The sequence below is a fragment of the Agrococcus citreus genome (assembly GCF_039527715.1).
Taxonomy (GTDB): Bacteria; Actinomycetota; Actinomycetes; order Actinomycetales; family Microbacteriaceae; genus Agrococcus; species Agrococcus citreus.
On record NZ_BAAAKK010000006.1, the window covers coordinates 19,670 to 45,866 of the forward strand.

At 72.7% G+C, this 26,197-nt stretch carries 26 protein-coding genes; 4 read left to right on the top strand and 22 right to left on the bottom strand.

Annotated elements, in window-relative coordinates; genetic code table 11:
* Window positions 1–46: 46 nt before the first annotated feature.
* Genes hisH through ABD106_RS13235 form a run of 4 tightly spaced genes read right to left on the bottom strand, consistent with a single transcriptional unit; the run spans window position 47 to window position 2,778 of the window.
* The gene (hisH, locus tag ABD106_RS13220) at window positions 47–682 is read right to left on the bottom strand and encodes an imidazole glycerol phosphate synthase subunit HisH (RefSeq protein WP_343921137.1); all 636 of its coding nucleotides are present in this window, start codon (window positions 680–682) and stop codon (window positions 47–49) included.
* Entirely contained in the window at window positions 682–1,281 is a 600-nt protein-coding gene (gene hisB / locus ABD106_RS13225; protein ID WP_343921139.1) for an imidazoleglycerol-phosphate dehydratase HisB, read from the bottom strand. Before hisB ends, hisH begins: the two co-directional genes overlap by 1 nt.
* A 9-nt stretch (window positions 1,282–1,290) precedes the next feature.
* A complete protein-coding gene (locus ABD106_RS13230; protein WP_343921141.1) occupies window positions 1,291–2,370 on the bottom strand; it encodes a histidinol-phosphate transaminase in 1,080 nt (359 codons plus the stop codon).
* A 45-nt stretch (window positions 2,371–2,415) separates the two neighbouring features.
* A complete protein-coding gene (locus tag ABD106_RS13235; RefSeq protein ID WP_343921143.1) occupies window positions 2,416–2,778 on the bottom strand; it encodes a hypothetical protein in 363 nt (120 codons plus the stop codon).
* A gap of 249 nt (window positions 2,779–3,027) precedes the next feature.
* Here ABD106_RS13235 and lexA point away from each other — a divergent pair, with 249 nt between their 5' ends.
* Complete coding sequence (lexA, locus tag ABD106_RS13240; protein WP_343921144.1) at window positions 3,028–3,651, top strand: transcriptional repressor LexA; 624 nt, start codon at window positions 3,028–3,030, stop codon at window positions 3,649–3,651.
* Window positions 3,652–3,657: 6 nt separating this feature from the next.
* Here lexA and hflX read toward each other — a convergent pair whose 3' ends face one another.
* Entirely contained in the window at window positions 3,658–5,169 is a 1,512-nt protein-coding gene (gene hflX, locus ABD106_RS13245) for a GTPase HflX (protein ID WP_343921146.1), read from the bottom strand.
* A 114-nt stretch (window positions 5,170–5,283) separates the two neighbouring features.
* Here hflX and ABD106_RS13250 point away from each other — a divergent pair, with 114 nt between their 5' ends.
* Entirely contained in the window at window positions 5,284–5,802 is a 519-nt protein-coding gene (locus ABD106_RS13250) for a class I SAM-dependent methyltransferase (RefSeq protein WP_343921147.1), read from the top strand.
* On the opposite strand, the gene dapF is transcribed toward ABD106_RS13250, so the two are convergent.
* The 16 genes from dapF to dapA all read right to left on the bottom strand — a co-directional run bounded on the left by dapF (window position 5,786) and on the right by dapA (window position 22,232).
* On the bottom strand, window positions 5,786–6,679 hold the full coding sequence (gene dapF, locus ABD106_RS13255) for a diaminopimelate epimerase (RefSeq protein ID WP_343921149.1): 894 nt from the start codon (window positions 6,677–6,679) through the stop codon (window positions 5,786–5,788). The two genes, ABD106_RS13250 and dapF, sit on opposite strands and share 17 nt — an antisense overlap.
* Window positions 6,676–7,584 carry a tRNA (adenosine(37)-N6)-dimethylallyltransferase MiaA gene (miaA, locus tag ABD106_RS13260; protein ID WP_343921151.1) on the bottom strand — a complete coding sequence of 303 codons (909 nt, stop codon included), beginning with the start codon at window positions 7,582–7,584 and terminating at the stop codon, window positions 6,676–6,678. The genes dapF and miaA overlap by 4 nt, the downstream gene beginning before the upstream one ends.
* Complete coding sequence (gene miaB, locus ABD106_RS13265) at window positions 7,581–9,089, bottom strand: tRNA (N6-isopentenyl adenosine(37)-C2)-methylthiotransferase MiaB (protein ID WP_343921153.1); 1,509 nt, start codon at window positions 9,087–9,089, stop codon at window positions 7,581–7,583. The genes miaA and miaB overlap by 4 nt, the downstream gene beginning before the upstream one ends.
* A gap of 62 nt (window positions 9,090–9,151) precedes the next feature.
* Window positions 9,152–9,598, bottom strand: coding sequence for a hypothetical protein (locus ABD106_RS13270; protein WP_343921155.1), 447 nt, complete (start codon window positions 9,596–9,598; stop codon window positions 9,152–9,154).
* Between the two features lie 64 nt (window positions 9,599–9,662).
* Window positions 9,663–10,250 (bottom strand): regulatory protein RecX, encoded by a 588-nt coding sequence (locus ABD106_RS13275; protein WP_343921157.1) that lies wholly within the window; start codon window positions 10,248–10,250, stop codon window positions 9,663–9,665.
* Entirely contained in the window at window positions 10,247–11,311 is a 1,065-nt protein-coding gene (gene recA, locus ABD106_RS13280) for a recombinase RecA (protein WP_343921159.1), read from the bottom strand. Before recA ends, ABD106_RS13275 begins: the two co-directional genes overlap by 4 nt.
* A 158-nt stretch (window positions 11,312–11,469) precedes the next feature.
* The gene (locus tag ABD106_RS13285) at window positions 11,470–11,691 is read right to left on the bottom strand and encodes a DUF3046 domain-containing protein (protein WP_343921161.1); all 222 of its coding nucleotides are present in this window, start codon (window positions 11,689–11,691) and stop codon (window positions 11,470–11,472) included.
* Window positions 11,692–11,704: 13 nt separating this feature from the next.
* The gene (locus tag ABD106_RS13290) at window positions 11,705–12,034 is read right to left on the bottom strand and encodes a helix-turn-helix domain-containing protein (RefSeq protein ID WP_343921163.1); all 330 of its coding nucleotides are present in this window, start codon (window positions 12,032–12,034) and stop codon (window positions 11,705–11,707) included.
* Window positions 12,035–12,155: 121 nt separating this feature from the next.
* Window positions 12,156–12,710: a CinA family protein gene (locus tag ABD106_RS13295; RefSeq protein ID WP_343921165.1), complete on the bottom strand. Its 555-nt coding sequence runs from the start codon at window positions 12,708–12,710 to the stop codon at window positions 12,156–12,158.
* A complete protein-coding gene (gene pgsA / locus ABD106_RS13300; protein ID WP_343921167.1) occupies window positions 12,710–13,309 on the bottom strand; it encodes a CDP-diacylglycerol--glycerol-3-phosphate 3-phosphatidyltransferase in 600 nt (199 codons plus the stop codon). The genes ABD106_RS13295 and pgsA overlap by 1 nt, the downstream gene beginning before the upstream one ends.
* 50 nt (window positions 13,310–13,359) lie before the next feature.
* The gene (locus ABD106_RS13305; protein ID WP_425545760.1) at window positions 13,360–16,248 is read right to left on the bottom strand and encodes a DNA translocase FtsK; all 2,889 of its coding nucleotides are present in this window, start codon (window positions 16,246–16,248) and stop codon (window positions 13,360–13,362) included.
* A gap of 50 nt (window positions 16,249–16,298) precedes the next feature.
* A complete protein-coding gene (locus ABD106_RS13310; protein WP_343921169.1) occupies window positions 16,299–17,510 on the bottom strand; it encodes an ABC transporter permease in 1,212 nt (403 codons plus the stop codon).
* On the bottom strand, window positions 17,507–18,208 hold the full coding sequence (locus tag ABD106_RS13315) for an ABC transporter ATP-binding protein (protein ID WP_343921171.1): 702 nt from the start codon (window positions 18,206–18,208) through the stop codon (window positions 17,507–17,509). Before ABD106_RS13315 ends, ABD106_RS13310 begins: the two co-directional genes overlap by 4 nt.
* Entirely contained in the window at window positions 18,205–19,368 is a 1,164-nt protein-coding gene (locus tag ABD106_RS13320) for an efflux RND transporter periplasmic adaptor subunit (RefSeq protein ID WP_343921173.1), read from the bottom strand. Before ABD106_RS13320 ends, ABD106_RS13315 begins: the two co-directional genes overlap by 4 nt.
* A 120-nt stretch (window positions 19,369–19,488) precedes the next feature.
* The gene (locus ABD106_RS13325; RefSeq protein WP_343921175.1) at window positions 19,489–21,162 is read right to left on the bottom strand and encodes a ribonuclease J; all 1,674 of its coding nucleotides are present in this window, start codon (window positions 21,160–21,162) and stop codon (window positions 19,489–19,491) included.
* A gap of 98 nt (window positions 21,163–21,260) precedes the next feature.
* Window positions 21,261–22,232 carry a 4-hydroxy-tetrahydrodipicolinate synthase gene (dapA, locus tag ABD106_RS13330; RefSeq protein ID WP_343921177.1) on the bottom strand — a complete coding sequence of 324 codons (972 nt, stop codon included), beginning with the start codon at window positions 22,230–22,232 and terminating at the stop codon, window positions 21,261–21,263.
* A 177-nt stretch (window positions 22,233–22,409) separates the two neighbouring features.
* On the opposite strand from dapA, the gene ABD106_RS13335 reads away from it, so the two are divergent.
* Window positions 22,410–23,984, top strand: coding sequence for a cell wall-binding repeat-containing protein (locus ABD106_RS13335; RefSeq protein ID WP_343921179.1), 1,575 nt, complete (start codon window positions 22,410–22,412; stop codon window positions 23,982–23,984).
* A 123-nt stretch (window positions 23,985–24,107) separates the two neighbouring features.
* On the top strand, window positions 24,108–25,688 hold the full coding sequence (locus ABD106_RS13340) for a cell wall-binding repeat-containing protein (protein ID WP_343921181.1): 1,581 nt from the start codon (window positions 24,108–24,110) through the stop codon (window positions 25,686–25,688).
* A gap of 9 nt (window positions 25,689–25,697) precedes the next feature.
* Here the strand turns inward: ABD106_RS13340 and ABD106_RS13345 are convergent, their stop codons facing one another.
* Window positions 25,698–26,192, bottom strand: a complete 495-nt coding sequence (locus ABD106_RS13345; RefSeq protein ID WP_343921183.1) for a dihydrofolate reductase — start codon at window positions 26,190–26,192, stop codon at window positions 25,698–25,700.
* Between the last annotated feature and the right edge of the window lie 5 nt (window positions 26,193–26,197).

Below are 26,197 nucleotides of genomic sequence, written 5' to 3' on the forward strand. Positions count from 1 at the left end.
GGATCGATGCCTTCCGGTGGGTGCTGGGTGCTCGTGGGTGCCGCGCTCAGAGCCCGCTGACCCAGTTGCGCAGCAGGCGGATGCCCGCCTCCCCCGACTTCTCGGGGTGGAACTGGGTCGCGGAGAGCGGGCCGTTCTCGACGGCCGCGATGAACCGCTCGCCGTGCTGCGCCCACGTCACTCGGGGCTGGCGGATGCGCGGGTGCGGGTCGAGCGACCACTCGGTCGCGGCGTAGGAGTGGACGAAGTAGAAGCGCTCGTCGCGCAGTCCCGCGAAGAGCGCGGAGTCGTCGGGGGCCTCGACCTGCGCCCACCCCATGTGGGGCAGGATGTCGGCCTGCAGCCGGCGCACGGTCCCGGGCCACTCGTCGAGCCCGGCCGTCGGGCTGCCGCCCTCGTCGCCCTCCGAGAACAGCACCTGCATGCCGACGCAGATGCCGAGCACGGGACGGCCGCCCGCGAGCCGACGACCGATGAGCTCTCCGCCGTGGATCGCCTGGATCCCGGCCATGCACGCGGCGATCGAGCCCACGCCCGGCACCACGAGCCCGTCGGCGTCGGCGACGCGAGCGCGGTCGGCCGTGAGGACGACGTCGGCGCCGGCGGCCTCGAGCGCCTTCGCGGCGGAGTGCACGTTGCCGAGCCCGTAGTCGAGCAGCGCCACGGTGGGACGGGCCGCCATCAGAGCGCGCCCTTCGTCGACGGCACGCCGGTGACGCGCGGGTCGCGCTCGACGGCGACGCGCATCGCGCGCGCGAAGGCCTTGAACTCCGCCTCGGCGATGTGGTGCGGGTCGCGCCCCGCGAGCACGTCGACGTGCGCGGTGATGCGCGCGTTGAGCGTGATCGCCTCGAAGACGTGGCGCACGAGCGAGCCGGTGAAGTGGCCGCCGATGCGGTGCAGCTCGAAGCCGGCGGGCTCGCCGCCGTGCATGAGGAAGGGACGGCCCGAGAGGTCGACGACCGCACGGGCGAGCGCCTCGTCGAGCGGCACCGTGGCGTCGCCGTACCGCCGGATGCCCGCCTTGTCGCCCAGCGCCTCGGCCAGCGCGAGCCCGAGCGCGATGGCCGTGTCCTCGACCGTGTGATGCGCGTCGATGTCGGTGTCGCCGCTCGCCTCGACCGTGAGGTCGATGAGCGAGTGCTTGGCGAAGGCCGTCAGCATGTGGTCGTAGAAGGGCACGGTCGTCGAGATCGACGAGGTGCCGTCGCCGTCGAGGTCGAGCGAGAGGCGGATGCTCGACTCGCTCGTCGTGCGCTCGATGGAAGCAGTGCGGGCCATGCGTCGATCCTATTCCGCGCGGAGCTCGGCCATCGCGGCGAGCACCGCGCTCGTCTCCGCCCGCGTGCCTGCCGTGATGCGCAGGGTGCCGGGCAGCCCGACGTCGCGCACGAGGATGCCGCGGTCGAGCAGCGCTCGGAACGTCGCCGGCGGGTCGTCGATCCCTCCCACGAGCACGAAGTTCGCGTCGGACGCGAAGGGGCGGTAGCCGAGCGCCGAGAGCTCGTCGACGATCCGATCGCGCTGCGCCCGCAGCTCGTCGACGCGCGAGAGCATCTCGTCGCTGTGGCGCAGCGCGGCGATGGCCGCCGCCTGGGTGATCGACGAGAGGTGGTACGGCAGCCGGACGAGGCGCAGGGCGTCGATGACGGCCGGGTGGGCGGCGAGGTAGCCGACCCGGATGCCCGCGAACGCGAACGCCTTGCTCATCGTGCGCGACACGAGCAGCCGCGGGAACCGATCGAGCAGCGTGAGCGCCGTCTGGCTGCGGTCGTGCGCGAACTCGGCGTAGGCCTCGTCGACGAGCACGATGCCGCGCGCCGCCTCGGCCGCGGCCTCGACGACGTCGAGGCCGATCGCCGTGCCGGTGGGGTTGTTCGGCGAGCAGAGGAAGACGACGTCGGGGTCGTGCTCGGCGATCGCCGCGCGCACGGCCTCGGGCGTGAGGGTGAAGTCGTCCGCGCGCGGCACGCGCAGCCACCGCATCCCGACTCCCTGCGCGAGCAGCGGGTACATCGAGTAGGTGGGCGTGAACGACAGCAGCGTCCTGCCGGGGCCGCCGAAGGCCTGCAGGACGTGCTGCAGGACCTCGTTCGAGCCGTTGCCCGCCCACAGCTGCTCGGGCTCGAGGCCGTGCCCGAGGTAGTCGGCGAAGGCGCGGCGGAGCACGTCGAACTCGCGGTCCGGGTAGCGGTTCGCGTCGGGCAGCGCCCGCGCGATCTCCTGCACGATGTCGAGCGCCACGGCCTCGGGCACGCGATAGGCGTTCTCGTTGACGTTGAGCCTCACGGGCACGTCGAGCTGCGGAGCGCCGTACGGCGTCAGCCCTCGCAGGTCGTCGCGGATGGGGAGGTCGTCGAGGCTCGTCACCGAACCAGCCTAGGACGACCCGCGACCGCCGCCGCGACCGGCGCGTCAGCGCGAGTAGTGCGCGGGGATGGCGAGCTGCTCGCCGGGCTGGATCGCGCCGGCGATGCCGTTGAGCATCTCGATCTCGGCGACGACGTCGCGCGGGTCTGCCTCGGGGGCGACGTTCGCGGCGATCTGCCACAGCGACTGGCCGGGGAGCACCGTGATGTGCTCGAACTCGGCGGACTGCGCCGACGACGAGGCGACGGCGCCCGTGAGGGCGTCGCCGAGCACGCCTGCACCGGCGAGGGTGCCGGCGGCGAGGACGGGGGCGGCGACCAGCAGCGCGAGGGCACGCCGGCCGCGCGGCGTCATGCGCACGCGGAAGGTCGGGGTGCCGGTGGTCGTTGCGATGGCGATGGCAGTCATGGCCTGCTCCTCTCGTGGGACTCGCGGCCGGTGCTCGGCCGGGAGCACCGGCCACGAATCTCTGTTTCGAACCTATCTTCGACTGGTGGTTCGAGTCAAGCCCCGATGCTGAGGATTCGCTACCCCTGGCGTCGGCGACACGCTCGAACGTCCGTCTGATCCGGGCGCTCCGTCGGATACGCTTTCGAACCAGGACGAGTCCACCAGGCACCACTGACATGGCGTCCCGGGCCAACGAGAGCAGGCATCATGGCGAGGCAGCTGACGGAGAAGCAGCAGGCGATCCTGCAGATGATCCAGAGCGCGGTGCGACAGCGCGGCTACCCGCCGAGCTACCGCGAGATCGGCGACGCCGTCGGGCTCTCCTCGCTCTCGAGCGTCACGCACCAGCTCGGGCAGCTCGAGCTGCAGGGCTACATCCGTCGGGACCCGTCGCGGCCGCGCACGATCGAGGTGCTCGTCGACGACGAGACCGACGAGACCGTCGGCAGCATCCAGCAGGCGTCGTTCGTCCCGCTCGTGGGACGGATCGCGGCCGGGATCCCGATCACCGCCGAGGAGCAGGTCGAGGACGTCTTCCCGCTCCCGAAGCAGCTCGTCGGCACCGGCGACCTCTTCATGCTCAAGGTGGTCGGCGACTCCATGATCGATGCCGCCATCTGCGACGGCGACTGGGTCGTCGTGCGGCAGCAGCGCACGGCCGACAACGGCGACATCGTCGCGGCGATGCTCGACGGCGAGGCGACCGTCAAGGTCTTCAAGCAGCGCGACGGCCACACGTGGCTGCTGCCGCGGAACTCGGCGTTCGAGCCGATCCTCGGCGACGAGTCCGACGTGCTCGGTCGCGTCGTCGCGGTGCTGCGCGCGGTCTAGGAGGAGCTAGACCGCCCGGAACTCGTCGAGCTGCGCGAGCGCCGCCGGCGTGACCTTCGCCTCGACGCGCGTGCCCGCCTCCTCGTAGGCCTCGTGCAGCACCTCGAAGCGGTCGTGCAGCATCGCGATGATGTCTCCCCGGTCGAACGGCACGAGCAGCGACACCGCCACGTCCGGCCGCGGCAGCAGCTCGGCGATCGCGGCGAGGATCGCGTCGATCCCGTCGCCCGTCCTCGCGGAGGCGAAGATGGCGTCGGGCTGCAGGCCCCGCAGCACGAGCCGCTCGTCGTCGCCGATCAGGTCGGCCTTGTTGAACACGACGATCTCGGGGATCGATCGTGCGCCGGTCTCGCCCAGCACGTCGCGGACCGTGGCGATCTGCGCGGCCGGGTCGGGGTGGCTCGCGTCGACGACGTGCACGATGACGTCGGACTCGGTGACCTCCTCGAACGTCGATCGGAACGCCTCCACGAGCTGGTGCGGCAGGTTGCGCACGAACCCGACCGTGTCGGCGATCGTGAACTCTCGGCCGTCGGGCGTGCCCGTGCGCCGCACGGTGGCGTCGAGGGTCGCGAAGAGCGCGTTCTCGACCAGCACGCCGGCGCCCGTGATGCGGTTGAGCAGGCTCGACTTGCCGGCGTTCGTGTAGCCGACGATCGCGACGCCCGGCACCTCGAAGCGATCGCGGTTCGCGCGCTTCGCCTGGCGCGCGGGCGCGAAGCCCTTGATCTGCTTGCGCAGCCGCGCCATGCGCGTGTGGATGCGCCGGCGGTCGAGCTCGATCTTCGTCTCACCGGGGCCGCGCGAGCCCATGCCCGCGCCCTGGCCGCCGACCTGGCCACCCGCTTGGCGCGACATCGACTCGCCCCAGCCGCGCAGGCGCGGCAGCAGGTACTCGAGCTGCGCGAGCTCGACCTGCGCCTTGCCCTCCCGGCTCTTCGCGTGCTGGCTGAAGATGTCGAGGATGACCGCGGTCCGGTCGATGACCTTGACCTTCACCTTGTCCTCGAGCGCGCGACGCTGGCTCGGCGAGAGCTCGCTGTCGGCGATCACGGTGTCGGCGCCGAGCTCCTTGACGATCTCGGCGAGCTCCTCGGCCTTGCCTCGCCCGACGTAGGTCGCGGGGTCGGGGTTCGGACGGCGCTGCAGCATGCCGTCGAGCACGAGGGCGCCAGCGGTCTCGGCGAGCGCCGCGAGCTCGCGCAGCGAGTTCTCGGCGTCCTCGGCGCCGCGGGCGCCACCGGAGTAGACCCCGACGAGCACGACGTTCTCGAGGCGCAGCTGCCGGTACTCGACCTCGGTGACGTCCTCGAGCTCGGTGCGGAGCCCGTCGACCCGTCGCAGCGCCGCGCGGTCCTGGCGCTCGAGCTGCTCGCCGTCGAAGCCGTCGTCGAGCCCGGCGCCGGGGCCAGTCTCGAGGTCGTCGTCCTGGAGCGCCTGCGCGCGCTCGCCCCAGGCCAGGATGCGCTCCGTCGCGCGTCCGGGACCTGTGGCTTCGGTCTCGTGCGGTGCTGCCATGCTGCGTCCTTCGCTACTGTCGTGTCCGTGCCGGACCATTACTTCTCTCCCGATCCTGTGGCTCTCGAGTCCACCCGGTCCATCCGGGTGCCGATCGCCGGCGAGGAGCGGACCATGCTGACGGCGACCGGTGTCTTCTCCGGGGACCGACTCGATGTCGGCACCGCCGTCCTGCTCGACGCCGTGCCGGCGCCGCCCGCCGATGGCGAGCTGCTCGACCTCGGCTGCGGCTGGGGGCCGATCGCCGCGACGCTCGCGCTCCGCTCCCCCGCCGCCCGGGTCTGGGCGGTCGACGTCAACGCCCGAGCGCTCTCGCTCGTGGAGCGGAATGCCGAGCTGCTCAGCATATCGAACATCGTCGCCGCCTCGCCGGAGCTCGTGCCCGAGGACGTGCGCTTCGACGCGATCTGGTCGAACCCGCCCATCCGGATCGGCAAGCCGCAGCTCCACGCACTGCTCGAGACCTGGCTGCCGCGGCTCGCCCCCGGGGCGACCGCGTGGCTCGTCGTGCAGAAGCACCTCGGCGCCGACTCGCTGCTGACGTGGCTCGCGGAGCGCTTCGAGGGCTTCGACGTCGAGCGCGCCGACTCCAAGAAGACGTACCGCATCATCGCCGTCACGGCACCGGACTGAGCGTCTCTCCGCGGAACACGATCTCGGCGGGGCCGGTGAGCCACGCGTGCCCGCGCTCGTCGAGCTCGACCTCGAGCCTGCCGCCGGGCACGTCGATGATCCAGCGGTCGGCGGCGTCGCCCGACCAGTGGCGGGTGGCCATCGCCGCGGCGACGGCGCCCGTGCCGCACGAGAGCGTCTCCCCCACGCCGCGCTCGTGCACGCGCATCCGGATGGAGCCGACGCCGTCGGCGATCACGCCGGGCACGACGAACTCGACATTCGCGCCGTCCGCCGGCACGGGATCGAGCGCCGGCGCGCGCTGCAGGTCGAGGTCGCGCAGCTCGTCCTCGCTCGCGAGGGCGACGACGATGTGGGGGTTGCCGGTCGAGACCGCGAGGCCCGGCCGCGCCACGTCGAGTCCATCGGCCGCGACGAGGCTGTCGCGGCCGAGCTCGAAGCCGCCGAGGTCGGCCGAGAGCAGCGCGCCCCGGCGCACGACGCGCTTGACGCCGGCGCGGGTCGCGATGTCGATCGAGCCGCCGTCGGGCAGCTCGGCGAGCCGCTGCTCGAGCAGGTACCGCACGAAGACGCGCACGCCGTTGCCGCACATCTCGCTGACGCTGCCGTCGGCGTTCCAGTAGTCCATCGCCCAGACCGTCGCGGCCGCGCCGTGGGCCGCGGCGTCGAGCGCGTCGTCGCCCGCCCGACCGGAGGGCACCGCGCGGATGACGCCGTCGCCGCCGATGCCGAAGCGGCGATCGGCGAGCGCCCTGACCCGCTCGGGGGTGAGCGGCGCGCTGCCGTCGACGTCGGCGACCAGCACGAAGTCGTTGCCCGTGCCGTGCCCCTTCGCGAAGGGACCGCTCGAGAAGGCACCGTGCTCGCGCTCCGTCATGCCTCCAGGGTAGCGACCGCGCGCTGGGCGAGCGCGTCGGCGTCGAGCGCGGGGGCCGCCGGGTAGCGCTGGAACCACGACACCTGGCGGCGCGCGTAGCGGCGCGTGAGCGCTTGCGTGCGAGCGATCGCCTCAGCCTCGTCGATGCGGCCGTCGAGCTGGTCGAGGGCCTGCCGGTAGCCGATCGCCTGCTGCGCCGTCGTGCCCCGCTCGATGCCGGCCGCGCGCAGCTCGCGCGCCTCGTCGACGATGCCGCGCTCCCACATCGTCGCGACGCGCGCGTCGAGCCGGGCGACGAGCGCGGCGCGGTCGACGCGCTCGTGCTGGATGAACGTCGGGCGCACGAGCGCCTCCTCCGGCGGCAGCCCGACGCGGAACGGCTCACCGGTGAGCGTCACCGCCTCGAGTGCGCGCACGAGCCGCCTGCCGTTGTGCGGACCGATCGCGGCGGCCGCGGCCGGGTCGACGGCGAGCAGGCGCTCGTGCATCGCGGCGGCGCCGAGCGCGTCGAGCTCGGCCTCGAGCGTCGAGCGCAGCGCGGCGTCGGTGGCGGGGAACGCGAAGTCGTAGAGCACGCTTGAGGCGTACAGGCCGCTCCCGCCCACGAGGATCGGCACCCCGCCGCGCGCCTCGATGCCCGCGATCGCGTCGAGGGCGGCGTCGCGGTACGCCGGCACCGCGGCGTCCTGCCACGGCTCGAGCACGTCGAGCAGGTGGTGCGGATGACCGCGTCGCTCGTCGGCGCTCGCCTTCGCCGTGCCGATGTCCATGCCGCGGTAGAGCTGCATCGCATCGCAGTTGACGATCTCGGCAGCGGCGCCGAGCCGCACGACCGCGTCGGCGATGTCGAGCGACCTCGCCGTCTTGCCGGTGCCGGTGGCGCCGACCACGGCGATCAGCGTCACGCGCGCGACTCGACCGGTCGCAGGGTCGGCAGGCCGAGCGAGACGGCCCGCGGGGCACCGCTGGCCGCCGGCACGCCGCACGAGTCCGCCTGCGCCCGATCCCACGCGTCGCCGGCGCGCGTGCGCCGCAGCGCGATCGGTCCGCCGTCGGCGATCAGGTGGAAGGTCGCGGCGCGCGTCACCTCGACGGTGACGATGTCGCCGGGCCGTGGCGCACCGACGCCCGGGATGTCGCCGGGAGCGAAGTGCACGAGCCGGTTGTCCTCGGCGCGGCCGCTGACGCGGTGCGTCTCGGCGTTCTTCCTGCCCTCGCCGACCGAGACGAGCACGTCGACGCGGCGACCGACCTGCGCCTGGTTCTCCTCGTGCGAGATCCGGTCCTGCAGCGCGACGAGCCGCTCGAAGCGCTCCTGCACGACCTCCTTCGGCACCTGATCGGGCAGCGTCGCCGCGGGCGTGCCGGGCCGGATCGAGTACTGGAACGTGAACGCGGAGGCGAAGCGCGAGGCTTCGACGACCCGAAGGGTCTCGGCGAAGTCCTCCTCGGTCTCGCCCGGGAAGCCCACGATGATGTCGGTCGTGATCGCCGCGTTCGGGATGCGCTCGCGCACCCGGTCGAGGATGCCGAGGAACCGCGTCGATCGGTAGGAGCGCCGCATCGCGCGCAGCACGCGGTCGGAGCCCGACTGGAGCGGCATGTGGAGCTGCGGCATCACGGCGTCGGTCTCGGCCATCGCGTCGATGACGTCGTCGGTGAACGCCGCGGGGTGCGGGCTCGTGAACCGGATGCGCTCGAGCCCGTCGATCTCGCCGGCCGCGCGCAGCAGCTTGCCGAAGGCGAGCCGATCGCCGAACTCGACGCCGTAGGAGTTGACGTTCTGGCCGAGCAGGGTGACCTCGATCGCGCCGTCGTCGACGAGCGCCTGCAGCTCGGCGAGCACCTCGCCGGGTCGGCGGTCGCGCTCCTTGCCGCGCAGCGACGGCACGATGCAGAAGGTGCACGTGTTGTTGCAGCCGACCGAGATCGAGACCCAGCCGGCGTAGGTCGACTCGCGCTTCGTCGGCAGCGTCGAGGGGAAGACCTCGAGCGCCTCGAGGATCTCGATCGCCGCTTCGCCGTTGTGGCGGCTGCGCTCGAGCAGCGTCGGGAGCGAGCCGATGTTGTGCGTGCCGAAGACGACATCGACCCACGGCGCCCGCTCGACGATCGTTGAGCGGTCCTTCTGCGCGAGGCAGCCGCCCACCGCGATCTGGAGGCCAGGCCGCTCGCGCTTCGTCTTCGCCAGCTGCCCGAGGTGCCCGTAGAGCTTCTGGTCGGCGTTCTCGCGCACGGCGCACGTGTTGATGACGACGACGTCGGGCTCGCCGTCGGTCGCCTCGGCGAAGCCGGCCTCCTCGAGCGAGCCGCGGAGCCGCTCCGAGTCGTGCACGTTCATCTGGCACCCGAAGGTCTTGACCTCGTAGGTGCGCACGGCGTGGTCGGTGCGCGGAGCGATGACGGTCATGCACTCAGGGTACGACGCCGAAGGGCGGGCCCTCGCGGGCCCGCCCTTCGGTCGTGGTGGCGTCAGTCCTGCGACGCGACGAGCGTGTGCGAGCTGCCGTCGGTGCCCTCACCGCTCAGGTCCATCTGGCCGCCCTCGGCGGTGCCCGACACGGTGAGGTCGAACGCGCCCTCCTCGAGACCGGTGATGGTCACGGTGAGGTCGGACGCGTCCCCCGACCAGACGTCCTGCGCGAAGTCGTAGGTCTCGTCGGAGTCGCCCCAGGTCGTGATGTCGACGGTGCCGTCCTCGTTGAGCGTGAAGCCGAGCGGGTCGACGACGCCGTCGATCGCACCCATCCACGACGTGCCGGCGAGATCGGTGGACTCGGTGCCGTCGCCGCCGGTGACGGGCGCCTGGGTCTCGGTGGTCGTGCCGCCGCCCATGGGCGGGAGCTGGATGCAGCCGGTGAGGGCGAGCAGCGACGCGGCTGCGAGCGCGGGAACAGCGAGGAACCTGGTCGTCTTCATAGGAGAAACCTAGCCGCGATCAACGTGCTCAACCTGCATGCATCCTGAACGTGCTCGAGCTGCATCAGCGGAAGCGCGGGCCGCGCACGCGCGTGCGCTCGATGGCGATGCGCACGGTGCCGCCCAAGAACCCGCGGCGCTGCAGCCAGCCCGCGAGGCGGCGCTCGGCCGTCTCGTCGTCGAGGCTCCCGAGCCGGCGCCGTCGCTCGGCGGCCGCGTCGATGGCACGCTGCAGCTCGTCGTCGCGGTCGGCGTCGTCGAGCTCGTCGGGATCGAGCCCGCGCTTGCGCAGCTCTGCGGCGATGCCGCGCTCCCCCATGTGCTTGCGCTCACGCAGCCGCTCGGCGGTGTCGCGAGCGAGCTGCGCGTCGTCGACGAGGCCCTCGCCCTCGAGCCTGTCGAGCACCGCGGCGCGCACCTCGGGCTCGACATCGCGTCGCTCGAGCGTGCGGTCGAGCTCGCGCCGGCTCGCGGCCTTACGCCCGAGTGCCCGCAGCGCGATCGAGCGCGCCGACTCCTCGTCGACGGGCTCCGCGGCGTCAGCGTCGTCGTCATCGCTCGAGCCCCCGACCGGGCCGACGTCGTGCCCGGCGTCACGAGCGACCCACGCGGAGAGCTGCGTGACGCCGGCCAGTCGGTCGGGATCGCTCACGCGCCCTGGCGCTCCTGCCGGCGCGCGTCGAGCGATTCGACGGCGGCCTGCGCCTCGGCCTTGCCAGCGCCGATCCCGAGCTTCACCAGGATCTTCTGCTCGATGTCGGCGGCGATGTCGGGGTTGTCGATGAGGAACTGGCGGGCCTTCTCCTTGCCCTGACCGAGCTGGTCGCCGTCGTAGGTGTACCAGGCGCCCGACTTGCGCACGATGCCGTGCTCGACGCCGAAGTCGATGAGGCTGCCCTCGCGGGAGATGCCGACGCCATAGAGGATGTCGAACTCCGCCTGCCGGAAGGGCGGCGCCATCTTGTTCTTGACGACCTTGACGCGCGTGCGGTTGCCGACCGCCTCGGTGCCGTCCTTGAGCGTCTCGATCCGACGGATGTCGAGCCGCACCGAGGCGTAGAACTTCAGCGCCTTGCCGCCGGCGGTCGTCTCGGGGCTGCCGAAGAACACGCCGATCTTCTCGCGCAGCTGGTTGATGAAGATCATCGTCGTCTGCGTCTGGTTCAGGCCACCGGTGAGCTTGCGGAGCGCCTGCGACATGAGCCGGGCCTGGAGGCCGACATGGCTGTCGCCCATCTCGCCCTCGATCTCAGCGCGGGGCACGAGCGCGGCGACCGAGTCGATGACGACGAGGTCGATGGAGCCCGAGCGCACGAGCATGTCGGCGATCTCGAGCGCCTGCTCACCCGTGTCGGGCTGCGAGACGAGCAGCGCGTCGATGTCGACGCCGAGCTTCTTCGCGTACTCGGGGTCGAGCGCGTGCTCCGCGTCGATGAAGGCCGCGATGCCGCCGGCGCGCTGGGCGTTCGCGATCGCGTGCAGCGTGAGCGTGGTCTTGCCCGAGGACTCGGGGCCGTAGATCTCGACGATGCGGCCGCGAGGGAGGCCCCCGATGCCGAGCGCGACGTCGAGCGCGATGGATCCGGTCGGGATGGTCTCGACCGGCGCGCGCTCGTCGCTGCCGAGGCGCATCACCGAGCCCTTGCCGAACTGGCGGTCGATCTGTGCGAGCGCTGCCTCGAGCGACTTCTCGCGGTCTGCGGATGTGGGCATTGCTGGGCCTTCCGTTGGTGGTGCGCTCACGCTACGGCGGGCCGCTGACATGCGTGCGACCCCGGGCGCCGCCTGTGGATGGCGGGCTCGTCGTGCGTGGCAAGCCTACGCTCCGGTCGAACGAGTCTTCGAACGTGGCCCGGCGTGTCGCGCGCGCATCACGCGAGCGGCTCGCGCACCCCTCTGCCGTGCCGACGCTCGATCGGCACGTCCTTCGCGTCGCACAGCGCCTGCCAGATCTGGCGGGCCGGGACGCCCGCCGCCAGCGCCTCGGTGGCCGTGCGGCCCCCGAGGCTCCGGAGCGTCGTATCGGTCATGAGCACCGCGCCGAGCGCGCCGAACTCCTCCGTCACCGCGAGCTGCAGCTCGCTCGTCCTCACGAGGTTCCCCCGGTCAGCGGACGACCGCGTCGAACTCCGCCACGAGCTCGTCGGGCAGCGTGTCGGGCACCGTCGAGCCGATCGCGTCGAGCTCGCCGTAACTGAGCCCCTCGAGGACCGCGAGCCGGTCGCCCACCTCGCGCAGGATCCTCGACAGCGGCACCTCCAGCGCGTCGGCGACCGACGCGAGGATCTCGCTCGAGGCCTCCTTCTGCCCCCGCTCCACCTCGCTGAGGTAGCCGAGCGCGACCGACGCACGTGATGCGACCTGGCGCAGCGTCCTGCCCTGCCGGAGGCGGACGTCACGCAGGACGTCGCCGATCTCCTGTCGTACCAGCACCATGGTCTCCCCCTTCACCGTGGTCGGATGCATCATCCTAGTCGCAGCTTCTCTGCCCTCAGCCGTGCGTCCCACGTCTCCCACAACGTCAGTCTCACACCGGGCATTCCGCGCGGTGCCCAGGTCAGGATGTGGATTCGCTGTGCATCGCGAGATCGGTGCGCTCGAGCGCCGCGTCGAGCGCGTCGAGCGCCGCCCGGAGCGCGGCTCGGCGCACCGCCTCGCGGTCGCCGCGCACGAGGTGCGAGGTCGCGCTCGCGTCGAGCCCGTGCGTCGTCTCGAGCTCGACGCCGATGTGGAACTCGCCCGGGGCGTGGCCGTCCTGCGCGCCCGGACCGGCGACGCCGGTGGTGCCGAGGCCGATCGTGCACGCGGAGCGGTCGAGCGCCGCGAGCTGCCGCACCCCTCGCGCCATCCAGATGGCGACCTCGGGATCGACCGCGCCGCGGTCGGCGAGCAGCTGCGTCGGCACGTGCAGCACGCGCTCCTTCATCTCGGTGGCGTACGCGACGACGCCCAGCCGCAGCACGACGGAGGCGCCGGGCGTGCGCACGAGCGTCTCCGCGACGAGGCCGCCGGTGAGCGACTCGGCGACGGCGATCGTCACGCCTCGAGCGGCAGCCCGCGCGACGATCCGCGCGGCGAGGTCGGCAGCATCCATCGACGTCCTCTGCTCCATCAGCGTCCTCTCATCGCGTGCACCACGAACTCGATCCCGGAGTAGATCGTCAGGGCGACGGCGATCGCCATCGTGACGACGCACACCCACACGGCCCAGTCGCCGAGCCACGCCTGCAGCGGCAGCAGCGCGAGCGGGAGCGCGATCGCCTGCGCCATGGTCTTCGCCTTGCCCGCCCAGTCGGCGGCGATGACGACCTGCTGCGCCACGACGAGCCGATAGACCGTGATGCCGACCTCGCGCACGAGCACGACGATCGTGATCCACCAGTCGAGCTCGCCGAGCAGCGACAGCACGACGAAGGCGCTGCCCGTGATGGCCTTGTCGGCGATCGGGTCGATGAGCTTGCCGAAGTCGGTCACGAGGCCGCGCCCGCGCGCGATCTGCCCGTCGACGAAGTCGGTCGCGATCAGCACCGTGAACAGCACCGCACCGATCGTGCGCGCGAGCCCCGGCTCAGGGTTCGACAGCGCCACCACGATGAAGACCGGCGTCAGCAGGATGCGCGCGACCGAGATGAGGTTCGGCACGCTCGCGACGCTCGCCGGCCCGTCGCCGCGGCGCCACACGCGGCCGCGCCACGGGCTCAGGATCCCCATGCTGCGAGGCTATCGACTCGGCCTGCGACGGCGCTCAATCGCGACGCCGCTCAATCGCGACCGGTGAGCGACCACGCGTCGTCGTCGCCGTCGCCGTCCGCCTCGACGACCTCGAGCCCGTCGCGGTTGGCCTCGTCGAACGGGTCCGCGTAGCGGTCGTCCTGCTCGGTCCACGCGCCAGCCTCGTCGTCGGTCTCGTCGGCGTCGTCGGCGTCGGCGACCGGCGCATCGGAGGGCACCGACGCGGGCGCCGACGCGACCTGCGGCGCCGCGGCGCGTGGCGCAGGGGCCTGCGCCGGGCCCTCGCCGCGCAGCGACGCGAGCACCTGGGCGAGGTTGTCCGGCGGCACGAGCACGTCGCGCGCCTTCGAGCCCTCGGACGGGCCGACGATCTCGCGCGACTCGAGCAGGTCCATGAGCCTGCCCGCCTTCGCGAAGCCGACCCGCAGCTTGCGCTGCAGCATCGACGTCGAGCCGAACTGCGTCGAGACGACGAGCTCGGCCGCGGCGCACAGGTCCTCGAGGTCGTCGCCGATGTCGCTGTCGATCTCGCGCTTCTCGGCGACCTCGGCGACGTCCGGGCGGTACTCGGGCTGCGCCTGGCCTGTGACGTGCTGGACGACGCGCTGGATCTCGGCCTCGTCGACCCAGGCGCCCTGCACGCGCATCGCCTTGTTCGCGCCCATCGGCAGGAACAGCCCGTCGCCCTGGCCGATGAGCTTGTCGGCGCCCGGCTGGTCGAGGATGACGCGGGAGTCGGTGACGCTCGAGACCGCGAACGCGAAGCGGCTCGGCACGTTGGCCTTGATGAGGCCGGTGACGACGTCGACCGAGGGTCGCTGCGTCGCCAGCACGAGGTGGATGCCGGCGGCTCGCGCGAGCTGGGTGATGCGGACGATCGAGTCCTCGACGTCGCGCGGCGCGACCATCATGAGGTCTGCGAGCTCGTCGACGACGACGAGCAGGTACGGGTAGGGCTTGAGCGTGCGCTGACTGCCGGCGGGCAGCACGATCTCGTCGGCGCGCACGGCCTTGTTGAAGTCGTCGATGTGCTTGTAGCCGAACGACGCGAGGTCGTCGTACCGCATGTCCATCTCCTTCACGACCCACTGCAGCGCCTCCGCGGCCTTCTTCGGGTTCGTGATGATGGGGGTGATGAGGTGCGGCACGCCCTGGTAGGCCGTCAGCTCGACGCGCTTCGGGTCGACGAGCACCATGCGCACGTCGGCCGGCGTCGAGCGCATGAGCAGGCTCGTGATCATCGAGTTCACGAACGACGACTTGCCCGAGCCGGTCGAGCCGGCGACGAGCAGGTGGGGCATCTTCGCGAGGTTCGCGACGACGTAGCCGCCCTCGACGTCCTTGCCGATGCCGATCGTCATCGGGTGCTTCGAGTCGGCGGCGGCGCGCGAGCGCAGCACGTCGCCGAGCTTGACGATCTCGCGGTCGGGGTTGGGGATCTCGATGCCGATCGCGCTCTTGCCCGGGATGGGCGAGAGGATGCGGACCTCGTTCGACGCGACGGCGTACGACAGGTTCTTCGACAGCGCGGTCACGCGCTCGACCTTCACGCCAGGGGCGACCTCGACCTCGTAGCGGGTGACGGTCGGTCCGCGCGAGAAGCCGGTGACCTTCGCGTCGACGTTGAACGAGCCGAGCACCTGCGTGATCGCTGCGACGATCTCGTCGTTCGCCGCCGAGCGCGCCTTGGGCGGGTCGCCCTGGCCGAGCGAGGCGATCGACGGCAGCCGGTACGGGCGCTCGCGGGGCACGGGAGCGGGCTGCGCGGCGGGGGCAGCCCCGTCGACGCCGTCGACCTCGCCGGTGTGCTTCCGCATGGCCTCCTCGGCCTGCTCGAGCGACGCGAGCACCGACGTCTCGTAGTCGTCGTGCTCGTCGGCCGCGGGCAGCGGCTCGACGGGGGTCGCGGGCACGGCGGCGAGCGGCGCGGCGCCGAGCGGCATCGTCCCGACGTGCGTCGTCGGCTGCTCGCGGTCGACGACCACCGGCGTGTCGTACGCGGGGTCGTAGTCGGGGTCGATCTCGCGACCGGTGGTGTTGCGCCGCCAGAACGGCAGCGCATCCGGGTCGTCGACGAGCTCGTCCTCGGCGATCTGCGCCGCCTCGGCCTTCGCCAGCTCCTTCGCGTCCCGTCGCTCGCGGCGCGCCGCCTCGCGCTCCTCGGGGTCGAGCGTCTCGACGCCGAAGAGGTAGCCGTACAGGTCGCCGAGGCGCTGCGGGATGCGGTTGGGCGGCGTGCGCGTGATGACGAGCACCGAGAGCGCGGCGAGCAGGCCGCAGACGATGCCGGCGCCGATGCCGGTGATGAGCGCGGCGAGCGGCGCGGCGATGACCCAGCCGAGGATGCCGCCGGCGACCGCGAGCGCGGGCATGCCGAGCGACGCATCCGGCATGCCGAGCACGACGTGGCAGAGCCCGGCGACGGTGGTGAGCAGCATCGCGAGGCCGACGCCGACGCGGCCGTTGTCGCTCACCGACGCGGGGTGGCGGAACATCCAGAGCGCGAGCAGCACGAAGACGACCGGGAGCGCGATCGCGACCTGGCCGAAGAGGCCGCCGAGCGTGTACGCCGAGATCGCCTGCGCGACGGTGTTCGTCGGCAGGATCCACTCGACGATCGCGCCGGCGATCGCGAGCAGGGTGAGCAGGAACGGCACGCCGTCGCGACGCTCGTCCTTCGCGAGCGACTCTCGGCCGAACACGCGCGCGGCGGCGCCGGTCGCGTGCGCGAGCCCCATCCACGCGCGCTGGCCCACGCCGGGACCGTGGTCCTCGAAGACCGGCTGCGCCGCGGCCTGGCGCGTGCGCTGCACCTTCGTCGTCGCGGTGGTCTTGCCCTTCGAGGCCGCTGTGCCGGATGCGGCACGATTCGAGGCTGCGCTGTTCGAGCGCGGGCGCGTCGGCTTGGTGGTGGACATGCGGACAGCGTATTCGTGCGGGCCCACGCGGCCCCGGAGGCGCTCCGGGGTCAGAAGCGGATGGCCTCGATCACCTTCGAGCGGACGGCGATCGCCGCCGGGATGCTGCCTGCGAGCGCGCCGACCGCGGCCGAGACGAGCAACCCCGTGATCGCCGCGCCCATCGGGAAGCCCGGCAGCACGACGCCGCCGATGCCCTGCGTGAGCGTCTCCTGCACGATCGGCAGCCGGTAGGCGAAGATGCACAGCGCGATGCCGATCGCGCCGGCGACCACCGTGCCGACGACCGACTCGAGCATGACCGCGACGAAGATGCGCGAGCGAGAGGCGCCGAACGCGCGGCGGATGCCGAACTCGCGCACGCGCTGCCGTATCGAGACGACCGCGACGGTGACGAGGCCGAGCGCCCCCAGCAGCAGGATGACGACGGCGGTGCCGACGAGCGTCAGCTGCAGCGGCAGCAGCGGGTCGTAGCCGTCGAACGCCTGCCAGTCGGATCGACTGCCGTCCACGGACGACCCGGGCAGCGCCGAGCGCAGGTCCTGCGACAGCATCCTCGTGCCGTCCTCGACCATCTCTTCGGGCAGCCACACCTCGAGGCTCAGCGACGACATCCCGCCCGACTGTCCCGACGCATCCGCGACCCGGATCACGTCGCGCGGGAGCATCCAGGCCTGCGGCCACTGGTCGCCGAGGCCGCGATCGACGACCCCAACGACCACCGCGGTGACGCCGCCGACCTCGACCGTGCGATGGAGCGCCATGTCGCCGCCGCCGAGGGCGTCGAGCATGCCGCGGTTGACGACGATCGCGGGCGCGAGCCTCGCGCGGTCGCTCTCGACGAGGAAGCGGCCCTCCGCGACGCCCAGGTGCCGCATGACGGCGAAGTCGGGGTCGACGCCGCGGATGTCGAGCCCCTCCCCCTGCGCGCCGAGCGGCACGTAGCCGCCGGTCTGCACGCTCGCGTACTCCACTCGGTAGCGCTCGACCGCCTCGTCGACCGCGTCGATCGCGGCGAGCTGGTCGCCGGTCGTGGGCATCCGGTCGGACGCCGGACTGATCCAGAAGGTCACGGTCGCGGGCCTCCCGCCGTTCGCCTCCATCGAGACGAGCAGCGTCGAGCGCGCGAGCTCGCCGACGGCGACGGATGCGGTGAGCGCGGCGATCGCGACCGTCACCCCGATGAGGCTCATGAGCACGCGGCCGCGGTGGATGCGCAGCTCGGTCCAGGCGTCCTGGATCGCCGCGACGACGTCGGTCATGCCGCGACCTCGCTCGGCTCGAGCGCGTGCAGCCTGCCGCCGACGAGCTCGAGCACGCGCCGCGCGCGGCTCGCGACGGCGCGGTCGTGCGTGATCGTGACGAGCGCGGCGCCGGCGTCGGTCGCGACGCGGTCGAGGAGGTCCATCGTGCGCGCACCTGTCTCGATGTCGAGGGCGCCGGTCGGCTCGTCGGCGAGGATGAGCCGCGGCTGCCGCACGAGCGCCCGAGCGATCGCCACGCGCTGCTGCTCGCCGCCCGAGAGGTGCGTCGCCCTCGTGTCGAGCCGGTGCCCGAGCCCGACGCGGTCGAGCATCTCGCGCGCGAGGTGCGCGCGCCGCCAGTAGCGGCGGCCCGCGCCGTAGTGGAGCGGCACCGCGACGTTCTCCGCGGCGGTCAGCCCCTCGATGAGGTTGAACTGCTGGAACACGAAGCCGACGCTCGCGCCCCGCAGCCGGTCGCGACGGCGCGCCGACATCAGCGCGACGGGCTCGCCGTCGAGCTCGATCACCCCGGTCGTCGGCTGGTCGATGAGCCCGAGCAGGTTGAGCAGCGTCGACTTGCCCGAGCCGGAGCGGCCGACGATCGAGACGCGATCGCCGGCGGCGACGTCGAGGTCGACGCCCCGCAGGATCTGGAGCGCCGGCCCGTCGATGGTCGCGAACTGCCGCGTGACGGCGCGCAGGTGCAGGAGCGTCACGGCGCGAACCCGCCGCCGACGCCGCACACCATCGGGTCGGCGGTCGCGGGGTCGGCGCACGGGTCGGCGGCGCCCGGCACGAACTGGAGCACCTCGTCGCCCTCGGCGAGCCCGGCGCGCACCTCGACGCGCGAGCCGTCGGTGAGCCCGAGCTCGATGCGCACCTCCTCGGCCTCACCGCTCGCGCCCGGGCGGTAGACGATGCCGGCGTCGGCGCTGCCGAGCACCGCGGTCGTCGGCAGCAGCAGCACGTCGTCGGCGGCGCCGGCGACGAGCTCGATGCTCGCGGCGAGCCCGACGAAGACGCGCACGTCGTCCGGCACGGTGCAGCTGAGCGTCGCGCTCGCGCCGGTCGCGGCCGCCTCGCCGGTCGGCTGGACGATCCGCACGCCACCGCACTCGAACGGCGCCGGGCCACCCTCGATCGTCACGGTCGCCGTCTCGGGCTGCGAGGTGAGCCGGTACTGCTCCGCAGCGCCGACATCGGCGCGCACGAGGTGCTGCGGCGGCTGGACGGCGCCGGTCTCGGTGGCGATGTCGACGCTCTGGTCGACGAGCAGGGCGAAGCCGGTGAGCGTGCCCGCCGCCGGCGACGTGACGTTGTAGACGCGCGAGGTGGGCGGACCGACCGTGCCGTCGGCCGCGGGCTGCGGCTGCGACTCGACGCGCACCGTGTAGAGCACGTCGCCCGCGGCGACCTGCTGGCCGTCGGCGACGTCGACGCGCGCGACCGTGCCAGCTCTCGTCGAGCGCACCGGCACGGCCTCGACGGGCACGACGGTGCCGTCGACCGAGACGGCGTTCTCGATCGAGCCGCGCTCGACGAGAGCGAGCGGCTCCTCGAAGACGGCGCCGGGGAACGCCTCATCGGCGATCGCCTGCTCCGCCGTCGGGAAGAAGGCGAGCTTGACGAGCGCGATCGCGATCGCCGCGCCGACCGCGAGCTTCAGCATCGGCAGCACCCACGTGCGCCACGCGCCCGGGCCGCGAGCGGCCCGCTCGGCGCGGTGCAGCTGCTTGCGCTCGAGCCGCTCGAGCGCGCCCTGGCGCTTCGCCGCCCGCCGAGCCTCGCGCGGGGAGCGCTCGGCGTGCGCGGGCGGAGCCGCCGGCGCGTCGAGCTGCGCCGGGTCCAGGTGGGCGGTGTGGTCCTGCTCGGGCACGGCGTCGTCCTCTCGGATGCGGCATCAGCAACGTTGCGCGGATGCCCTCGGCCCACCGTAGGCCAGGGCATCCGCTCGACGCACTCATCCCCGAGGATGATCTCCGCGCATCCGCGCGCGCTACGCCTCGATGACGACCGGCACGATCATCGGGCGGCGGCGGATGCGCGTGCCCACCCAGCGGCCGACCGTGCGGCGCACGACCTGCTGGTACTGGTGCTGGTCGCGCACGCCCTGCTCCCCCGCCTCGGCGAGCGCCTTGACGATCTTCGGGCGGATCTCGTCGAAGATCGAGTCCTCCTCGGCGAAGCCGCGCGCGTGGATCTCGGGGCCGACGATGATCTTGCCCGTCTGCGGCTCGAGCGCGATGAAGATGGAGATGAAGCCCTCCTCGGCGAGCGTGCGCCGATCCTTCAGGTCGGCCTCGTCGATGCGGCCGACGGACGAGCCGTCGACGTAGACGAAGCCGATCTCGATCTGGCCGGCGACCGCGACGCGGTGGTCCTTGAGGTCCCAGACCGTGCCGTTCTCGCCCACGAAGGCGCGGTCGCGGGGCACGCCCGTGTCGATCGCGAGCTGCGCGGCCGCGTGCAGGTGGCGGTACTCGCCGTGCACGGGGATGACGTTGGCCGGGCCGACGATGTTGTAGCAGTAGAGCAGCTCGCCCGCCGAGGCGTGGCCCGAGACGTGCACCTTCGACGAGCCCTTGTGCACGACCTTCGCGCCGAGCTGCATGAGCCCGTTGATGATGCGGAAGACGGCGTTCTCGTTGCCCGGGATGAGGCTCGAGGCGAGGATGATCGTGTCGTCCTCCCCCACCTCGATGCGGTGCTCGCCGTTGACGATGCGGCTCAGCACGGCCATGGGCTCGCCCTGCGAGCCGGTCGACATGAAGACGACCTCGTGGCGCGGCAGGTTCTCCGCCTTCTTCTGGTCGATGACGACGCCGTCGGGCACCTTGAGGTAGCCGAGGTCGGCGGCGATGCCCATGTTGCGCACCATCGAGCGGCCGACGAACGCGACCTTCCTGCCGTTCTCGGCAGCCGCATCCAGCACCTGCTGCACGCGGTGCACGTGGCTCGAGAACGACGCGACGACGACGAGGCCGGTGGTCTTGGCGATCACCTGCGAGATGACCGGGCCGATCTCGCGCTCGGGCGCGGTGAAGCCCGGCACGTCGGCGTTCGTCGAGTCGACCAGGAAGGCGTCGACGCCCTCCTCGCCGAGCCGCGCGAAGTGGCGCAGGTCGGTGATGCGGTCGTCGAGCGGCAGCTGGTCCATCTTGAAGTCGCCCGTGTGGAGCACGAGGCCTGCGCTCGTGCGGATCGCGACCGCGAGCGCGTCGGGGATGGAGTGGTTGACGGCGACGAACTCGGTCTCGAACGGGCCGAGCCGCTCGATCTGGCCCTCGCGCACCGTGTGCGTGTAGGGCTTGATGCGGTGCTCCTTGAGCTTCGCCTCGACGAAGGCGAGCGTGAGCTGCGAGCCGAGCAGCGGGATGTCGGCCTTGAGGCGCAGCAGGTAGGGCACGCCGCCGATGTGGTCCTCGTGGCCGTGCGTGAGCACGACGCCCACGACGTCGTCGAGGCGGTCGCGGATGGGACCGAAGTCGGGCAGCACGAGGTCGACGCCGGGCTGGTGCTCCTCGGGGAAGAGCACGCCGCAGTCGACGATGAGCAGCTTGCCGTCGAGCTCGTAGACGGTCATGTTCCGGCCGACCTCGCCGAGGCCGCCGAGCGGGAAGATGCGGAGCGTGCCTGGCTCGAGCGGGGCAGGCTGGATGATGGCCGTCACATGGCCCTCCTTCGTATGGAGCCCGCCTCACGGCGGGCCGATCTGTGGTGTGCGCGCAGCTCGCGCGCTGTGTGGTCTGGGGTTCCGAGCGGTCGGTGCTATCGGGTGGTGCCGTGCACCTTGGGGAGCGCGCCGCCGGCGGCCGCGTTGCGGTCCGGGCGGAAGCGCGAGAGGTCGAGCCCGTCGACGCCTCGGACGAGCGCGATCTCGTCCTCGATGAGCGCGGCCTCGGAGTCCTCCGGCCCGACGAGCGGCAGCCGCACGCGCGGGCTGCCGATTCGGCCGAGGCCGTGGAGGATGTACTTCGTGGCGACCGTGCCGGGCACGTGCGTCATGGTGGCGCGCACGAGCGGCTCGAGCGCCTTGTGCTGCTCCTGCGCGGTGCGCAGGTCGCCGGCGTTGACCGCGTCGATCATCGTGCGGTACGGGCGCGGCGCGATGTTCGCCGTCACGCCGATGAGGCCGGAGGCGCCGACCGAGAGGTGCGGCAGGACGTTCGCGTCGTCGCCCGAGAAGTACAGCAGGTCGGTCTGGTTGAGCACTCGGCTCACCTCGGCGAAGTCGCCCTTGGCGTCCTTCACCGCGAGGATGTTCGGGTGCTTCGCGGCGCGCAGCAGGGTCTCGAAGCGGATCGGGATGCCCGAGCGGCCGGGGATGTCGTAGAGGATGACCGGCAGGTCGGTCGCGTCGGCGATCATCCGGAAGTGCGTGAGGATGCCCGACTGGGTGGGCTTGTTGTAGTACGGCGTCACGATCATGACGCCGTCGGCGCCCGCTCGCTCCGCCTGGCGGTACAGGTCCATCGCGTGCGCGGTCTCGTTGGAGCCGCCGCCCTGGATGATCTTCGCCCGGTCGCCGGCGACCGCCTTCGCGACCTCGACGAGGCGGATCTTCTCCGGGTCGGTGAGGGTGGAGGTCTCGCCGGTCGTGCCCGAGACGACGATGCCGTCGGCGCCGTTCGTCACGACGTCGTCGATGAGCCGCTCGACGTCGTCCCAGTCGACCTCGCCGTCGACGCCCATCGGGGTCACGAGCGCGACGAGCACCTGGCCGAAGGGATTGGGGTCCATCGTGCCAGGGTACCGCGCCGCGCGTGCGGACGCCGCTGATCGCTTGCGCCCGGCACCGACTCGGCAATTTTGCAACGCTGTTTGGGTGGCATGATTGCTATCAGGTCATGCGCAGGTCGCTCCACGCGCGCGCACAGGATCGCCGCAACGCCTCCCCAGCATCTAGGACAGTCAGCCATGCGCCCACTCCTCGCCCTCCCCGCGGTCGTCGCCCTCGTCGTCGCCGGCATCACCACCGCCGCAGCGCCCGCCGAGGCGCTCTCGACGGAGCGCTTCGCAGGCCCCGACCGCTACGCGACGAGCGTCGCGATCTCGCGCGGCACGACCAATCCCGGCACCACGGTGTTCCTCGCGAGCGGCGAGCGGTTCCCGGACGCGCTCTCGGCGGGACCGGTGGTCGCGGCCGAGCGCGGGCACCTGCTGCTCACGCTGCCGGGGCAGCTCCCGGCGGTCGTCGCGCAGCGCATCGCCGAGCTGCGCCCGACCGAGATCGTCGTGGTCGGCTCGACCGCATCGGTGTCGGCGGCCGTCGCGACCGAGGCCGGCGCGGTGAACGGCGCGCGCGTCACGCGCATCGGCGGCGCCGACCGGGTCGCGACCTCCCTGCTGCTGCTCGAGCGCCTCGCCGGGCGAGGCACGGTCGACTCGGTGTGGGTCGCCTCGGGGCAGGACTTCCCCGACGCGCTCGTGGCGGCATCCGTCGCCGGTCGCGACCGATCGGCCGTCATCCTCGACCACCACGGCGCCGATGCCGCCTCGGCACGGGCCTGGGTCGAGCGCGTGCGCCCGCACGTGACCGGCCGCGAGGTGCGCATCGCGGGCGGCGAGCCCTCCGTGAGCGCCGCCGACGCGCAGCTCCTGCGGGGGGCTGGCGCGACGTCGGTCACCCGCTACGCGGGCCAGGACCGCCACGCGACCGCTCGCGTCATCAACGACGCCTTCTCCGCCTCTCCGGCCGAGCCCACCATGCTGCTCACGACGGGCAGCAACTTCCCGGACGCGCTCTCGGGTGCCGTCCACGCTGCCTCGCGAGGCATCCCGATGTACCTGACGAGCGGCTCGTGCGACGCCGGCATCTCGCAGATGCTGCGCGAGGAGGCCGCCCAGCGCGGCATCACGCGCATCGTCGGGCTCGGCAGCGCGGCGTCGATCAGCGACGGCGCCCTCTCGCTCGGACCGTGCGCGAGCACGCTGCAGCAGCAGATCGGCACGGCCTTCGGCACCTTCGCGCCGCGCACCCTGAGCGGCACGGGCAGCCAGACGATCGACCTCGGCACGCCCATCGCCTACGCGCAGCTCCGCGCGAGCATGCCCTCGAGCGCCGTCAACCAGGTGAGCGCGCTCGACGCCGGCCGGCAGATGGTGGCCATGCCGCTGTCGATCACCGGCGCGTACAGCGGCACGACGCTCCTCGCGACCGACAGCGCGAGCCGCCCGGCGCGGTTCCTCGAGGTGCAGTCGAGCGGCGCGTGGACGATCGAGCTGCGCGACCTCACGAGCGCGCCCGTGCTCACCGGCACGGCGAGCGGCAGCGGCGACGCGGTCTACCTCTACGGCGGCGCGGCGCGCACGCTCGCCGCGACGCACAGCGGCACGAGCTACTTCGGCGTGCGCGAGCTCACCGGCTCGGGCGCGAAGCTCACGCCGATCTCGAGCTGCTGCACGGCAGCCAGCCCGACGATGCAGCTCCATGCCGGCCCCTCGGTGCTCAACGTGCTCGGCGAGGCGCCCTGGACGGTCGCGCTGCGCTGACGCGCGGGCGAGCAGCGTGGCCGAATCGTTATCGGTCGCGGTGCTGCGACGGGCGCGCGCCTGCATAGGCTCGCGCTCAGCCCCCACGACGCAGCGCCGCTGCCCGATCCCGTCAGGACCGCCATGCGCGCACCGCTCGCCCTCCTCGCTGCCTCCGCCCTCGTCGCCACCGGACTCGCGACCGCCGCCGCGCCCGCGCACGCGCTCGAGACCCACCGCATCCAGGGCGCCGACCGGTACGCCACCGCCGTCGAGATCGACCGGGCCATGGATGCGGTGGGCGGCCCGGTCTTCCTCGCCAACGGCCAGAAGTTCCCGGATGCGCTCGCGGCCGGCCCCGTCGTCGCGGCGGAGGGCGGGCACCTGCTCCTGACGGGCCCGAACGACCTGCCTGCCGTGGTCGCCGCGCGCATCGAGGAGCTCGCGCCGAGCGAGATCGTCGTGGTCGGCTCCGCCGCCTCGGTCTCGGACGCGGTCGCCGAGCAGGCGGCCGAGGCGGCGCTGCGCGGCGGGACCGAGGCCGTCCTCGACCGGATCGGCGGCGCCGACCGCGTCGAGACCTCGCTGCTGCTGCTCGACCGGCTGCTCGAGAGCGGGCCGGTCTCGCACGTCTGGGTCGCGTCCGGAGCGATGTTCCCGGACGCGCTCGTCGCGGCATCCGTCGCCGGCCGGCACCACCACGCGGTGATCCTCGACCACCACGGTCCGGGCGACGCAGCCGCGCGGGCGTGGCTCGACACCGTCGGCCCGCGCGTCACGGGGCGGCACGTGGAGGTCGCCGGCGGATCGTCGTCGGTGAGCGGCGCCGATGCCGACGGCCTCTGGAGCTTCGGCGCGCGCTCCGTGCAGCGGACCGCGGGTCGCGACCGGTACGAGACCGCTCGGCTCATCAACGAGGTGTGGGGCACGGGCTCGTCGGCGCCGGAGATCCTCCTCGCGACGGGCGAGAACTTCCCCGATGCGCTCGCTGGCGCGGCGCTCGCGGCAGCGTCCGGAGCGCCGATGTACCTGACGCCCAACGGCTGCCACGCCGCGATCACGCCGATGCTGCGCGCCGAGGCGACGAGGCTCGGCGTCGAGGCCGTCATCGGCCTCGGCAGCGCTGCGACGGTGAGCGACGGCGCGCTGCAGCTCGGGCCGTGCACCACCACGCTCCAGCAGCAGATCGGCCAGGTGTACGGCACGTTCGCGACCCAGCGGCACACGGGCCGCGGCACCCGCGTCATCGACCTCGGCCGCGAGATCCCGTACGCGCAGGTGGTGGCGCAGCTCGCGTCGAGCACGTTCACCGGCATCCACGCGCTCGACCGCGACCAGCAGCACATCGACTCCATCGCCTGGGGGTTCCGCTCCTTCGACGGGGCCTCGCTCGTCATGCCGCACGGCTCGGCCGTGACGCGCTACCTCCGCGTGGAGGCCGACGGCGCCTGGTCGATCGAGGTGCGCGACCTCACGAGCGCTCCGGTGCTGCAGGGGACAGCGAGCGGCAGCTCGAACGCCGTGCTGCTCTACGCCGGCCCGGCAGCCTCCGCCTCGAGCACGAACGGCGGCTCAGGCCGAGCCTTCTCCGCCCAGGAGCTGTACGGCTACTGGCAGCACGGGCTGCCCTTCGGGCACGACGCAGCGACCAGGGGCGCGGTGCACCAGGGCCCCTCGGTGATCGGCGTCAGGGCTGCGCAGCCGTGGACCATCCGCGTCGGCTGACGCGGGCGGTCAGCGAGTCGAGCGCTCGAGGGTGCGGTACGCGTAGCGGAGTCCCGTGCGGCTGACGTGCCACCCCTCGGACGGGTCACGCGCGACCTCGCGCCACGAGGCATCCGTCTCGGGTGCCGTCGTGTCGCCGCTCGCGCCGAGGTCGATGTCGGTGATCTCCAGCCGGTCGGCGCGACCCATCGCGTCGCGGTAGACGCGCCCGCCGCCGACGATCCACACCTCACCGTCGAGCGCGAGCGCGGCATCGAGCGCCTCGTCGAGGCTGCGGACGATGGTCGCACCGGCGGCCACGTAGTCGCGGTCGGAGGTGATGACGATGTTGTCGCGGCCGGGCAGCGGCCGGAACCGCTGGGGGAACGACTCCCACGTGCGCCGCCCCATTACGACGGGGTGGCCCATCGTGATCGCCTTGAAGCGCTGCATGTCCTCCGGCAGCCGCCACGGCATGTCGCCGGCCTCGCCGATCACGCCGTCGCGGGCCTGCGCCCAGATCATGCCGA